This is a genomic window from Azohydromonas sediminis (assembly GCF_003574675.1).
In the GTDB taxonomy this organism is placed as follows: domain Bacteria; phylum Pseudomonadota; class Gammaproteobacteria; order Burkholderiales; family Burkholderiaceae_C; genus Calidifontimicrobium; species Calidifontimicrobium sediminis.
Genome location: NZ_QOAZ01000051.1, coordinates 1 through 13086 on the forward strand (window position 1 = coordinate 1; position 13086 = coordinate 13086).

Here is a 13086-nt window from a genome sequence, read left to right on the forward strand (position 1 = left end):
CGCCGCACCCTCGTCCCAGCGCACGTGCATGCGCCCGCCCAGCGTGTCCACCACCTGCGGCGCGCCGGCCGCCACTTCGGCCGCCAGGGCCACCTTGCGCATGCGTTGTTTGCTCTCACCCATCGGTGAGTGTGCCAAGACCCGTCAAAGCCGCGCCAGTGCTCGCTTAGCGCGCGATGACGGACGGTGAACTGCTGGATTCAGGGTCATTCAACCGGAGCCTTCGCATGGCTTCGCTGGACATCGGCGTCGTCGGCGCGGGCGTCGGCGGCCTGGCCGCCGCGATCGCGCTGCAGCGCTACGGTCACCGCGTCACGGTGTTCGAGCAGGCGAGCCGCTTCGGGCGCGTCGGTGCCGACATCAACCTGACGCCCAACGCGGTGCGTGCGCTCGACGGGCTCGCCCATGGCGTCGGTGCGGCGATCCGCCGCCACGGCGCGAAGCCGACGTACCGCATCAGCCGCGACGGCGGCACCGGCGCCGAGACCTCGCGTCTGCCGATGGGCGATGTCGCCGAGCAGCAGTACGGCGCGCCGCAGGTCACGATCCACCGCGCCGACGTGCTGGCCGCGCTGACCGGGGCCTTCCCACTCGAGCGGGTGCGCTTCGGCCGGCGGCTGCAGTCGCTCGCACAGGGCGAGGCGGGCGTCGCGCTGCGCTTCGACGACGGGCATGAGCAGACCTTCGACGTCGTCGTCGGCGCCGACGGCATCCACTCGCGCGTGCGCTCGGCGCTGTTCGGCGACGAGAAGCCGCGCTTCACCGGCGTCGTGTCGTTCCGTGCCGTCGTGCCGACCGAGCGCGTGCGCGACGTGCCCGAGATCGAGGCCTTCACGAAGTGGTGGGGCCCGAACCCGCAGACGCAAATCGTGACCTTCCCGCTCAACCAAGGGCGCGAGACCTTCGTGTTCGCGACCACTGGGCAGGATGCGTGGCACGAAGAGTCGTGGACCCGCGAAGGCGACGTCGAGGAACTGCGCGCCGTCTACCGCGACTTCCACTCCGATGCGCGCCGGCTGCTCGACGCCTGCGACACGGTGCTCAAGAGCGCGCTGTACGAGCGCGACCCGCTGCCGCGCTGGTCGCAGGGCACGGTGACGCTGCTCGGCGACGCGTGCCACCCGATGCTGCCATTCATGGCGCAGGGTGCGTGCATGGCGATCGAAGACGCCGTCGTGGTCGGCCGCTGCCTTGCCGCAGCCGGCGACCGCGCGCAGGCGGCGGCCGCGCTGCGCTGCTACGAGCACACGCGGAGGGAACGCACGGCCAAGATCCAGATCGGTTCGCGTGGCAACCAGTGGCTGAAGACCCAGGGCAATGCCGACTGGGTCTACGGCTACGACGCGTGGTCGGTGCCGCTGGCGGTGGACTGACCACCGATGGCGCGCTGCGGCCAGCGCGCGTGCGACTCGCCCAGCGACTGGCGCGTCGCGCAGCCGACCGGCTCGTCGGCGCGTCGGGCAGGGTGGCCAGCGACACGCGCACACGAGCGCGACGAAAATGCAGCCGATACCGTGCGCTCGCACCTTCGGCGGCGAACCAGTCGAAGCCGCCGGCCGCGGCGTTGCCGGCCGCGGGCTCGACCGTCTACGCGACGCCGCGTTCGAGCAGCCGCCCCCCGAGCCGAGGGGGGGGCACGTGGCGGCGCCGCGCGCACGGGCGCCGCGTGACATGCGCCCCGCGGGCTGCGGGGCCGGGTGCCGATAATCGCGCGCGGGCGCCGTGCGCGGCGCGCACCCCTCAACGACCCGGTTTCCCCATGAAGATCCTCGTCACCGGCGCCGCCGGCTTCATCGGCATGCACACCGCGCAGCGCCTGCTCGCGCGCGGCGACGAGGTCGTCGGCCTCGACAACCTCAACGACTACTACGACGTCACGCTCAAGCAGGCGCGGCTGGCGCGGCTCGAAGGGCAGCAGGGCTTTCGCTTCGTGCGGCTCGACGTCGCCGACCGCGCGGGGATGGAGGCGCTGTTCGCGCGCGAGCGCTTCGACCGCGTGATCCACCTGGCCGCGCAGGCGGGGGTGCGCTATTCGCTCACCAACCCGCACGCCTACGTCGAGAGCAACCTCGTGGGCTTCACGCACGTGCTCGAGGGCTGCCGGCACCACGGCGTGCAGCACCTGGTGTACGCGTCGAGCTCGAGCGTCTATGGCGGCAACACGAAGCTGCCGTTCTCGGAGCACGATAGCGTCGACCACCCGGTGAGCCTGTACGCGGCGACGAAGAAGGCCAACGAGCTGATGGCGCACACCTACAGCCACCTGTACGGGCTGCCGACGACGGGGCTGCGTTTCTTCACGGTCTATGGCCCCTGGGGCCGGCCCGACATGGCGCTGTTCCTGTTCACGAAGGCCATCCTCGAGGGGCGGCCGATCGACGTGTTCAACCACGGGCAGATGCAGCGCGACTTCACCTACATCGACGACATCGTCGAAGGCGTCGTGCGCGTCACGGACCGCACCGCAACGCCGAATGCGGCCTACGTCTCCGACGCGCCCGACCCCGGCACCAGCAACGTGCCGTACCGCGTCTTCAACATCGGCAACCACCAGCCGGTGCCGCTGCTCGAGTTTATCGCCTGCATCGAGCGCGCGCTCGGCATGACGGCCGAGAAACGCCTGCTGCCGATGCAAGACGGCGACGTGCAGGCGACCTATGCCGACACCGACGCGCTGCGCGAGTGGGTCGGCTTCCAGCCCGCGACGCCCATCCAGGTGGGCATCGAGCGCTTCGTCGCGTGGTATCGGGACTACTATCGGGTCTGACCCGATGGAGCCGACGCCATGCAACTCACCGCCGTGCTGACCCCCGCCGAGGAAGGCGGATTCGTCGCGCTGAACCCGGAGACGGGCACGACGACGCAGGGCGAGTCCCTGGAGGAGGCGATCGCCAACCTCAAGGAGGCCACCGCGCTGTATCTGGAGGAGTTTCCGCAGGCCGCCAAGGGCCACCCGCTGGTGACCATCTTCTCACTGCCCGAACCGGCCGATGCCTAAGCTGCCGCGGCTTTCGGGAGCCGAGGTCGTGCGGGTCTTGCGGCGGTTGGGATTCGAGATGGTCCGCCAGCGCGGCAGCCACGTGGTGATGCGTCGGGGTGCGGCCGGGTGCGTTGTGCCGTTGCACGCCGAAGTCAAGGTTGGCACGCTGGCCGGGTTGCTGCGCCAGGCTAATGTGTCGAGCGAGGAATTTCTCGCGGAGCTCTGATCTTGCGTCGAGCCGCTGCGCCAGAGTCGCGCTCGAGTCTTCCGGGAGGCAAGATCGTCGGTGATCTCGGGCGAGCGTGTCGCTCCACCCTTGCTCGCGTGGCGTCGGTCTGGTTCATCTTGGCGCTCTGGCTTCCGGCACCTGCCTCTGCGGGTCTGCCCGACCTCATCGCGCGCGCCAAGCCGTCGATCGTCATCGTCGGCACGTTCAACCCCACCGACAACCCGCGCTTCGTGCTCAAGGGTACCGGCTTCGTCGCCGCCGAGGGCAACCTCGTCGTCACCAACGCGCACGTGCTGTCGCCGCAGGCGACGGCCCAGCCCGGCGAGCCGGGCACGCGGCAGGTGGTGCAGGTGTGGCGCGGGCAGCGCCAGTGGGAGATGCGCGACGCCCGCGTCGAGCGCGTCGATGCGGCGCGCGACCTCGCGCTGCTGCGCGTCGACGGCACGCCGCTGCCGCCGATGGCGCTGGCCGACCCGGCCAGCGTCAACGAGGGGCTGTCGATCGCGTTCATCGGCTTTCCGATCGGCGGCGTGCTGGGCTACGCGCCGGTCACGCACCGCGGCATCGTCTCGTCGATCACGACGGTGGCGCTGCCGGCACCGCAGGCCGGCCAGCTCAGCGAGCGCGCGGTGCGCCGCATCGGCGAGGGCAACTTCGAGATCTACCAGCTCGACGCGGTGGCCTACCCGGGCAACAGCGGCGGGCCGGTGTTCAACGCCGACACCGGCGAGGTGGTGGGCGTGATCAGCATGGTGATGGTCAAGGGCACGCGCGAGTCGGCGCTGAGCAACCCCACGGGGCTCACTTACGCGATCCCGGTGAAGTTCGTGCGGGAGTTGCTCGACAGGCGCTGACGCCCCAGTTCGAGCGGCGCGCGCGACGCCCTCGCTGGTACCTCGTGCCAAGGCGGTCGATTACGATCGCGGCAACCGAGACCACGAGGTCGGAGACTGCGTTGAAACCGTCGGCAGCCCTGGAGCGCCATCGCGACGCGGTGCGGGAGGCCACCCGGCGCTTCCGTGCCGCGAACGCCCGCGTCTTCGGGTCGGTGCTACACGGCACGGATCGCGACGGCAGCGACCTCGACCTCCTCGTGGACGCACTGCCCGGCACCACGTTGTTCGATCTGGGGGCGCTTCAGGTCGAGCTCGAGGAGATGCTGGGTGTGCCTGTCGACCTGCTGACGCCGGGCGACTTGCCCCCTGCCGTCCGGCAAGCCGTGCTTTCCGAGGCGAAGCCCGTATGAGCAGTCAGCAGCGGCTGCCTGACCTGCTGCAGCACATCCGTCAGGCAGCAACCGACGCGTGCGGCTTCGTGTCGGGAATGAGCAAGGACGCGTTCCTGGCCGACAAGCGAACCCAGCAGGCCGTGATTCTCAACCTTGTCATCATCGGCGAGGCAGCGACGCGCATCCTGAACCATCACGCCGGCTTCGCCGAGCGGCATGCGGCGGTCCCTTGGCGGAGCATGAAGGGCATGCGCAACCGGCTGGCGCACGGCTACTTCGATATCGATCTCGACGTCGTCTGGGATACCGTGACGATCGCACTGCCGAACTTGCTGGCAAGCCTGCCGAGCGCGGTTGCCGACCCGCAAGGAGAGCCGCCGACGGCGAAGCCCGAAGCTGTCTGAGGTGATCCGCGGCGCTCGGGCGCGAGGCGAGCGTCGTCACCGTCGACTGCGTGCGCAACCTGGCACTGCTGCGCATGCCGGGCCCGCCCGTGCCCGCGATGACGCTCGCCGACCCCGCCAACGTGCGCGAAGGCCTGTCGATCGCGTTCATCGGCTTTCCGATCGGCGGCGTGCTGGGCTACGCGCCGGTCACACACCGCGGCATCGTCTCGTCGATCACGACGGTGGCGCTGCCGGCACCGCAGGCCGGCCAGCTCAGCGATCGCGCGGTGCGCCGCATCGGCGAGGGCAACTTCGAGATCTACCAGCTCGACGCGGTGGCCTACCCGGGCAACAGCGGCGGGCCGGTGTTCAACGCCGACACCGGCGAGGTGGTGGGCGTGATCAACATGGTGATGGTCAAGGGCACGCGCGAGTCGGCGCTGAGCAACCCCACGGGGCTCACGTACGCGATCCCGGTGAAGTTCGTGCGCGAGCTGCTCGAGCGGCGGTGAGGGGCGCGGCGGCAGCGCCCGCCGCGTCGCCGGATCGCATCAGGTGTTGCAAGCGGTTATCGCGGGCGGGTTCTCGACGACACGCCGCGACGCCCATGGGCTCGCGACGGACGGGCCGACCGCGGCGCACCGGGTGCGCAATGCGGGCGGATTGCGCGGCCGACCGGGCGGCAGACCGTGATCGATTGCCCGCCGCCAAGCGTTGGTCGCGGGTGCGGGCGTGGATGCACGCGCCCGCACGCACGGCGGCCGACGATGCGCCTTGTAACAAACGCCCCCCAAGATAGGGGGGGAGCCCGCCGACAATCTCATCACCGAGGCCACAGGCAGCAACGCAATGGCACCCACCACCGACCACGCAGTACCCGGTTTGGCGTCCGCCGCACACACCTACCTGCCCACCCCCGCGATCCGCCGTGCGTTCCAGGCCCACCGGGCCGGCGTGCGCCCGCGCGGTGGCCACGCCGACACGCTGGCGCTGCTGAGCATCGACCACGGCCGCAGCGACGGCGCGCAGAGCTTCCACATCCGCGCCGCGCAGGCCGAGACGCAGCGCCAGGCCGCGCGCCAGCTGGTACGGCGCATGTACTCGCACCGCGGCTACCTGACGCCCGAGGCCGACGAGCCGGTCAACCCTTACACCGTCACGCTGGTCGTCGCGCGCGACGACGAGCCCGTCGGCACGCTGACGGTGGGCTTCGATTCGCCCAAGGGGCTGCTGTGCGACGAACTGTTCAAGGCCGACGTCGACGCGCTGCGCCGCGCCGGGCGCAAGGTTTGCGAGTTCACCAAGCTCGCGCTCGACGTCGACGGCAACTCGCAGCAGGTGCTCGCGAGCCTGTTCCACATGGCCTACCTGCACGCGCACCGCATCCGCGGCTGCGACGACGTGCTGATCGAGGTCAACCCGCGCCACGTCGGCTACTACCGCCGCATGCTCGACTTCCGCGTCGTCGGCGAAGAGAAGCTGTGTCCGCGCGTCAACGCGCCGGCGGTGCTGATGGCGCTCGACCTGTCGCACACGCGGCGCCAGATCGAGCTCTATGCCGGGCGCTTCGACCTGCTGGCCAACGTGCGGTCGCTGTACCCGTATGCCTTCCAGCCGGCGCAGGAGCGCGAGGTGTTGCAGGTGCTGTCCGACACGCACGCGCGTTGGAGCCAGGAGCTGCTCGCCGCCTGAGCCTGCGACAGGCGCGCCAAAAAGCGCGAGGCTGGACGTGCGACCCGGCATCACGACGTGATGTCGGGTCGTTCGCTTTTTGCTGCGTCTTCTTTGGTGGGCGTCGACGCCGGCACGACGAGATTCGCCACGGTTTGACCGCGGCGCAAGTGGCGCTCGATGATCTGCGCGGTGCCCGCTTCGTCTAACGGGCCGTAGCAGACGTCCTCCGGATAAATCTGCACCACGGGCGCGTGCCGACAGGGACCGAGGCAGCTCGTTTTCGTCAGCTGCAGCGTCTCGTCCAGCCCGAGCCGCACGAGCTTGGCCTTTTCCTCGCGCAGCAAGCGCCATACGTCGATCGCACCGGCTTGCTTGCAGGCGTCGCCATGGCAGACGAGCACGCGGCGGCGTGTGGTCGCCCCGATGCCGGTCAGCTCACCGGGCGTCGTTGCGACGAACGCGCTCGGCTCGGTCTGCACGGCTTTCGGCACGGGGGTACGCGGCGTCGGCTTTCGCCGCAAGCCCAGCGCCGAGCGCCAGGTCCACGGCAGTCCGGCCGTCAGCACGAGCAGCGCCGGCAGCAGCAGCACCTCGAACAGCAGCCCCGTCAACAGCCCGGCTGCGGTCATCAATCCGAAGTTCGCGGTCGGAATGAAGTCCGACGTCGTGAACAGCGCGAACTGCGCGATCAGCACCGTCGAGACAGCCAGCACGGCTCGTCCAGCCGATTCGTAGCTGCGGGCAATCGCGAACAACGGTGACATACCGGCGCTCAGGCGCCGCGCGACACCGTGGTAAAGGTGGATCGTGTCGTCGACGGTGATGCCGAGCACGACGCTGGCGATCATCACAGTGGCCAGGTCGAGCGGAATGCCAGTCGCCCCCATCAGCACGAAGATGAAATACAAAGGCGCCAGGTTGGGTGCCATGCACAGCGCCGCGCCCTTGGCCGAGCGCAGCAGCAGCGTCATCAACACGAAGATTTGAGCGAACGCACCGGCAAAGCTGTTGAGCTGCCCCTCGACGAGCAGGCCAACTTGATCGGCCAGCAACCGTCCGTAGCCGCCAACGTCCACCTTCACGTCCGCAATCGGTGCAGCAGCGACTTGTGCCCGGATCGCCTCGATCGTGCGTCCGATCTCGCGCGTGCCGTGCACGTTGAGGTTCAGCACGATGCGCGCATGGTCGAAGTCTCGGTTGACCAGTTCGTACAGGTCGTTGCCGTCGTAGACGAGCAGGTACTGGCGCAGCAGGCGGTCGGTGGGGGGCAGCGCGCGGAACTGCGGGCGTTCGCGGTTCATCGCCCAGTGCATCTCCTCGACCAGATCGACCATCGACACCGTGCGATCGACTTCGGGCAGGTCCTCCAGCCACTGCTGGAAGCGCTTGACTTCGCGAAGTGTCTCGACGCGCTGGAAGGTGTCGCGGTCGGCGCCGCGCAGCGAGATCTCGAGTGTCGTCACACCGGCCAGTGCCGATTCGATGCGCCGGGTATCGACATTGATCGGGTGGTCGGCGGCGAAGAACGCAAGCAGATCGGTCTCGATCTCCACCTGCTGGACGTATGGAAACGCCACCATCACTGCGCCCACCAGAGCGGCGATGACCGTCTTTGGCCAGCGCATGCTCAGTAGCCCCACGCGCCGCGCGAGGTGACCCAATCGCCCCATGCCCGACGTGTGCTGCGGCCAGCGCCTCTGGTCCCAGCGGCGCAGCACCGGCGGCACGAGAACGAACACCGTCACGAACACCAGCAGCGTGCCGGCGGCGCCGGCCACGCCGAACACCTGCACCGGCGGGATCGGCACCAGCAACAGGCTCAGCAGCCCGGCACCGGTGGTCAGCACGTTGTAGGCGCTGGGTCGACGCGTCTCGGCCAGCGCGCGATCGATCACCTGCGAACGCGTGGTCGCCGTGCGCTGCGCGCGCTGCACACCCGCGTACAGGTGCAGCAGCGTGGCTACCGTGTACGCCGCCAGCAGACTCGGCAGGATGGCCGTGGCCATCGTGTACGGCTGGCCGAAAGCGACGATGCCGGCGATCGTCGGAGCGACCACGGTCGACATCGCGACGGCCCCGATCACAACCGGCGTCAGCCGCCCGACCACCCACCACAGCAGCGCCAGCCCGATGATCACCGTCAGCGGCACCAGCCACGCGGTGTCGCGCAGGATGGATGCCAGCTGCGCCACGTCCATCGTGACCTGCCCGGCGTCGCCCGCGTAGTACGGCCCCAGGCCCGTTTCGTTGATCGCCTTGGCCACCGCCAGCTTGAGCTGCAGCCTCTCACTGCTCTCGTGCAACGGCACGGGCCGCACCGCCATCGCTACGTACTGGCCGTCGCGCGAGGCCAGCAACCCGGGCACGAAGCGGTCCGACAGCACGCGCTGTTTGAGTGCTTCGGGGTCGCCCGGCATCTGGCCCACGTCCACCAGCGGCTCGACGGCAAAGCCATCACGGCTACCCGAGATGCGCTCGAACGAAGTCAGCGTCGTCACGCGGTCCACCAGCGGGTGCTGACGCAGGCGCGTCGCGAGTTCGTCCAGGCGGAGCAGGAAGTCAGTGCCGTAGAGGTCGTTGCCGCGGAACAGCACGGTCAGCGCCTCGTCGGTCGGGAAGTCGCGCCGCAGCGCGTCGCGCAGCACGACTGCCGGCGAATCGGGCGGGTAGTAGGCCTCCGGCGCGTTGTTGAACGTCAGGTCCGTCAGCACGTGCACGGCGGCGGCGTGCAGCGCGAGGACGGCCAGAAGCGCCAGCTGCCACGACAGCATGCGGTAACGCATGCCGCCGGTGCGGCCGTAGACCCACCGCGCGAAGAAGCGTTTCACACGGCGGTCAGAAGCGGGTGCGCAGCCCCAGCGCGATCATGTCGTGGTCGCGGTGGAAGCCGCCGAGCGTGCGCGCCTCGCCGCTGAAGAAGTGGCCGGCCAGGTAGATCTCATGGGGCTCCCAGCCGACGAAGCTCAGCTTGGGGCCGAGGTACGTGTCGCGCACGTTCAGCCCGCGTGCCAAGCGCAGCGTGGCCTTCCAGCGGCCCTGGGCGAAAGCGGTCTCGACTTCGCCGTTGACCCCGACATAGTCCTTCAGCTCGAGGATTTCCGTGCCGGTGCGAAGCGACCGCGCCACCACCTGCAGGTTGACGCGCGTGTCGGCACCGCCGGGGAAAAACTCGACCGCGCCGACCCACTCCACCGCATTCGTCATCGCCATCGCGGTGCTCGGCAGCGTCACGGGCACGTAGTGCGTGTAGCCCAGCTCGGTACGCCACGTGACATCGCCGGTGACCCACTCGGCGTCGACACCGGCGAAGTTGTTGAACGGGTGCACGGCCGTGAACGACGGCGCCAGCGTGTCGACCCGGTAGTAGGGCAGCGACTGCCGCGTTCGCGCGAGCGTGACGCCGACGTCGAACGGCTCGCCGCTGCGCGTGATGCGCACCGCGGCGCCGCCGAACCCGCCGTCGTCTTCGCGCACCGTGGCACTGGCCACGAGCGCGGCGAGGGAGGCGCTGGGCGCGATGCCCAGCGCTTCGCCGGTCGTGCGGTTGATGGGGCTCCACACGCTGTCGATCGCCGGCAGGCGCGCGCCGCGGAACGCCGGCAGCGCGACGGCGTCGACCTTCCAGTCGCCCAGCGTCTGCTCCCAGCGCAGCGCCAGCTGGCTGCGCCGGCGGTCGGCGAGCTTGTCGAGCACGAAGCGCGTGACGTCGGCACGGCTGACCCGGTCGGCCAGCGGCACCTCGTCGACGCGGCCCCAGACGATGGTCTGTGCACCCAGCGTCAGCCGGGTGTCGCCGCCACGCCAGCGCACGTAGGTGTCGCCCGGGTCGCCACGCCAGCGGGTGTAGTCCGACGTGCCGCCGCGCTGGCTGTCGCCGTCGAGCCGTGCACCGAGGCGCCACTCCCACGTGCGGTCGGGCTGCCAGAGCGCGAACACGCTGGCACGCACGGCGGTGGCGGCGTCGGCCTCCGGGGCGTCGCTCAAGTGGCCGGCCTCCACCTGCAACCGGTCCACGCCGAAGCGCAGCGCATTCGACGGCCCCCGCGACGCACCGCCGCGCTCCGCGGCGGTGCCCGCCTGCGCGACGACGGTGCCGGCGGCGGGCACGCTGCCCGCGTCCGCGAGCGAAACCCCGCCCAGCCACGGCAGGACGAGCCACAACGACGTTCTGATGATTCTCACGGTCGGAACTCCGCTTCGAGTCGTTCGTCCGCCAGCGACTGCGGCGTGAACAGCCGCGCCGGAAGCCTGCGATCGTACAAGGCCTTTTCGACGACCAGCCGCGTTTCGCGGCCGCTGGCCAGGTCGACCATGCGGCTGTCGGTCACCGTCCAGTAGCCCTGGATCTGCCGGCGCTGCCCCAGCAGCCAGCGCTTGCCGGGCCGGGTGTCGTCGCGCTCGAAATGGTCCACCCGCAGCACCATCGCCGCCTTCGGGTCGATCCAGCTGACGCGCTTGCGGTACACCGAGTTCGTCGCCTCGACCGGCATGCTCTCAACGACTTGGCAGTCGATGCCCTCGAGCGTCTCCGCCCCGAGCAGTCGGTGCTGGTCCAGCGCCGGCTTGCGTTCCTGCAGGTCCTCGTAGTACAGCTCGGAGCCGACGAAGCGCCCGCCCTTGCGGTCGCCGGCGATGCGGCGCACGCGGTCCAGCTCGGGCAGGTACAGCCACTGGTCGGTGCTGCCGTCGGCCTTGGCCACGCTTAGCAGGCCCGTGCCAGCGATGTCCTCGGGAGCGAGAAAGCGCAGCAGGTGGGCCGTTTCGCCGCCGCCCTTGTCGAGACGGTAGGTGGCCAGCGTCCTCACGCGCGGTGCCCGGCCCTTCTCGACGAGTTCCATCCGGCTGAGCGTCGCCACGTCACGACCGGCGGGCCGCTCGTGGACCGCCTTGACGAGCGCCAGGGCGTCGTCGGCCTGCGCGCCAAGAGGAAGAAGGGTGCCGGCGGCCAACGCGAGGGCTTGGCGGCGGCGCAGCGGGACGGATATGCGCTTGATGACCATGTTTCAGCCTTTGGGTGCGCGGCAGCTGCGTGCGCAGTCTGCCAGTCGCGCCGATCGTGCTTGGAGTGGCGTTGTCGACGAGAGCGATGACCCGGGGCGTGGCAGCGAGGGGAAGAACCGTCGATGCGCAGGTTAACCGCGCCACATCGTGAACATTGAGCCGATCTGCGGGGTTGTCGGCGCCCTGATTCGGGGCGCGTCGCCCGGCGCAAGGTGCGGGGCCGGGCTGGAGGCGCATCGTCCGGCGGCCCCGCAAATGCGGGCAGGCGCCCCGCCACGCACTACGCCGCCGTCGGCATGGATAAGCGCGGGGTGCCGATCAGGTAGGTGACGCCCACCGGCAGCCGGCCGATGCGCTCGATGCCGGCTTCCCAGTCGAAGGTCTCGTGGCCGGGAATGCCGCGCACCAAGGCCATCATCTCGTCCGGAGTGTAGGTGCGCAGGCACGAGACGATGCCGTCGAACATCACGGCCAGCGGGACGACCGGCACGACGTAGGTCCAGAACAGGCGTGACCAGCGGAAGGGCTTCTGGAACGGCGAGGTCAGAAGCACCAGCGCCGGCGTCAGCAGCATGTAGGCGAGCAGCAGGGGGTGCCGCTGGGTCGATTCGGCAATCACGATCCCCTGCCGCTGCTGGAGCGCATCGGCAAGGATCGCCTGAGCCTTGGTCGGCGCGAAGTGATGGAACGCAGAGAACACGGTCCTCAGCCCCTGCAGATCTTGGCTGACGTTCAGTGCCGATACGGACGCTTCGACAAATCTCGTACGGCCGCTTGAATCGGCATCCGCCACGCGCTTGAAGGCCGCGATGTTGGGGTAGTAGTCCGTCAGCGTCACGGAGACCTCCCTGCCCGTCAGACGAACCACATCGTCACGAAGTCGCAGCCATGGCCCCCCCCCTCCGCTGCACAAGTCCACCACGGAATCGACGTTGGCCGCACTGATCGCCGCTGCCAGACGGGGCGCAAAAGGCTTGTAGAGGTCCGCCTTGACGACGGCAAACTCCAGAAAGTCGGTGATCCCGTTCCTGATCGATGGTGGAAGCCAAGCCTGGTCTTCCAGTTCAAGCAGTTGCATGCGCTTCATCGATGGGCCATTCTGCGCGATGCGGTTCGGAGCGGGCGATTCTCGATTCGCGGCCCAAGCGCGGTGACGCGATCACGCAGCGCTTCTCGCATACCTGTTAGCGCGGATCGCGGGCCGATCGCTTCGCCGAGCGCCGCGGCGTAATGGACGTTGGGGCGCACAGGTACGCCATCTCGACAGTTCCGCCCGCATCGTCGGCGGCGGGTTCTCGGAAAGGGACTGCGAACCCGGCTCTCCGTCGTAGTGGAGTCCACCGATCGGGCCGGGTACCCGTGGGAGGCGTCGCCTTCACGATGACGACAGCCGTCATCTCCGCGACTTCCCATGTCAATGAGGTCGAACTCGAACGCGCTACGGCGCCGGCGGTACGGTCTGGCGCGACGGGAAGTGGAGCCATCAAAAAGAAGCCTCTGTTGAATTCCGAGTGGGTGAGCCAAGGGGAGTTCAGGCCAAGGACCGGGGTCAAGGGCGGGCGAAGCTCGGCGCAGCGAACCCTTGACG

12 protein-coding genes and 1 pseudogene are annotated in these 13086 nt (G+C 69.5%); 9 read left to right on the top strand and 4 right to left on the bottom strand.

What is annotated here, in order from left to right:
- The first annotated feature begins 227 nt into the window (after nt 1-227).
- The 9 genes and pseudogenes from DRV96_RS16790 (at nt 228) to DRV96_RS16830 (ending at nt 6515) form a co-directional block, all read left to right on the top strand.
- Nucleotides 228-1373 (top strand): FAD-dependent monooxygenase, encoded by a 1146-nt coding sequence (locus tag DRV96_RS16790; protein ID WP_119293298.1) that lies wholly within the window; start codon nt 228-230, stop codon nt 1371-1373.
- Nucleotides 1374-1759: 386 nt separating this feature from the next.
- Nucleotides 1760-2767, top strand: coding sequence for an NAD-dependent epimerase (locus DRV96_RS16795; protein WP_119293300.1), 1008 nt, complete (start codon nt 1760-1762; stop codon nt 2765-2767).
- 18 nt (nt 2768-2785) lie between these two features.
- Nucleotides 2786-2998, top strand: a complete 213-nt coding sequence (locus DRV96_RS16800; RefSeq protein ID WP_119293302.1) for a type II toxin-antitoxin system HicB family antitoxin — start codon at nt 2786-2788, stop codon at nt 2996-2998.
- Entirely contained in the window at nt 2991-3206 is a 216-nt protein-coding gene (locus DRV96_RS16805; protein ID WP_119293304.1) for a type II toxin-antitoxin system HicA family toxin, read from the top strand. The genes DRV96_RS16800 and DRV96_RS16805 overlap by 8 nt, the downstream gene beginning before the upstream one ends.
- 119 nt (nt 3207-3325) lie before the next feature.
- Nucleotides 3326-4063, top strand: a complete 738-nt coding sequence (locus DRV96_RS16810) for a S1 family peptidase (RefSeq protein WP_235823455.1) — start codon at nt 3326-3328, stop codon at nt 4061-4063.
- Nucleotides 4064-4164: 101 nt separating this feature from the next.
- Nucleotides 4165-4455: a nucleotidyltransferase family protein gene (locus DRV96_RS16815; RefSeq protein WP_119293308.1), complete on the top strand. Its 291-nt coding sequence runs from the start codon at nt 4165-4167 to the stop codon at nt 4453-4455.
- Entirely contained in the window at nt 4452-4841 is a 390-nt protein-coding gene (locus tag DRV96_RS16820; RefSeq protein ID WP_119293310.1) for a HepT-like ribonuclease domain-containing protein, read from the top strand. The genes DRV96_RS16815 and DRV96_RS16820 overlap by 4 nt, the downstream gene beginning before the upstream one ends.
- A 35-nt stretch (nt 4842-4876) precedes the next feature.
- Nucleotides 4877-5335: pseudogene (locus DRV96_RS16825) on the top strand (trypsin-like peptidase domain-containing protein); the annotation flags it as partial.
- Between the two features lie 337 nt (nt 5336-5672).
- Nucleotides 5673-6515, top strand: a complete 843-nt coding sequence (locus DRV96_RS16830; RefSeq protein WP_162911121.1) for an N-acyl amino acid synthase FeeM domain-containing protein — start codon at nt 5673-5675, stop codon at nt 6513-6515.
- 50 nt (nt 6516-6565) lie between these two features.
- Here the strand turns inward: DRV96_RS16830 and DRV96_RS16835 are convergent, their stop codons facing one another.
- From DRV96_RS16835 to DRV96_RS16850, 4 genes are all read right to left on the bottom strand, one after another.
- Entirely contained in the window at nt 6566-9325 is a 2760-nt protein-coding gene (locus DRV96_RS16835; RefSeq protein WP_119293316.1) for an MMPL family transporter, read from the bottom strand.
- Between the two features lie 7 nt (nt 9326-9332).
- The gene (locus DRV96_RS16840; protein ID WP_162911122.1) at nt 9333-10679 is read right to left on the bottom strand and encodes a DUF1302 family protein; all 1347 of its coding nucleotides are present in this window, start codon (nt 10677-10679) and stop codon (nt 9333-9335) included.
- Nucleotides 10676-11497 (bottom strand): outer membrane lipoprotein-sorting protein, encoded by an 822-nt coding sequence (locus DRV96_RS16845; RefSeq protein WP_119293320.1) that lies wholly within the window; start codon nt 11495-11497, stop codon nt 10676-10678. Before DRV96_RS16845 ends, DRV96_RS16840 begins: the two co-directional genes overlap by 4 nt.
- Before the next feature lie 281 nt (nt 11498-11778).
- A complete protein-coding gene (locus DRV96_RS16850; protein WP_119293322.1) occupies nt 11779-12585 on the bottom strand; it encodes a class I SAM-dependent methyltransferase in 807 nt (268 codons plus the stop codon).
- Nucleotides 12586-13086 lie beyond the last annotated feature (501 nt).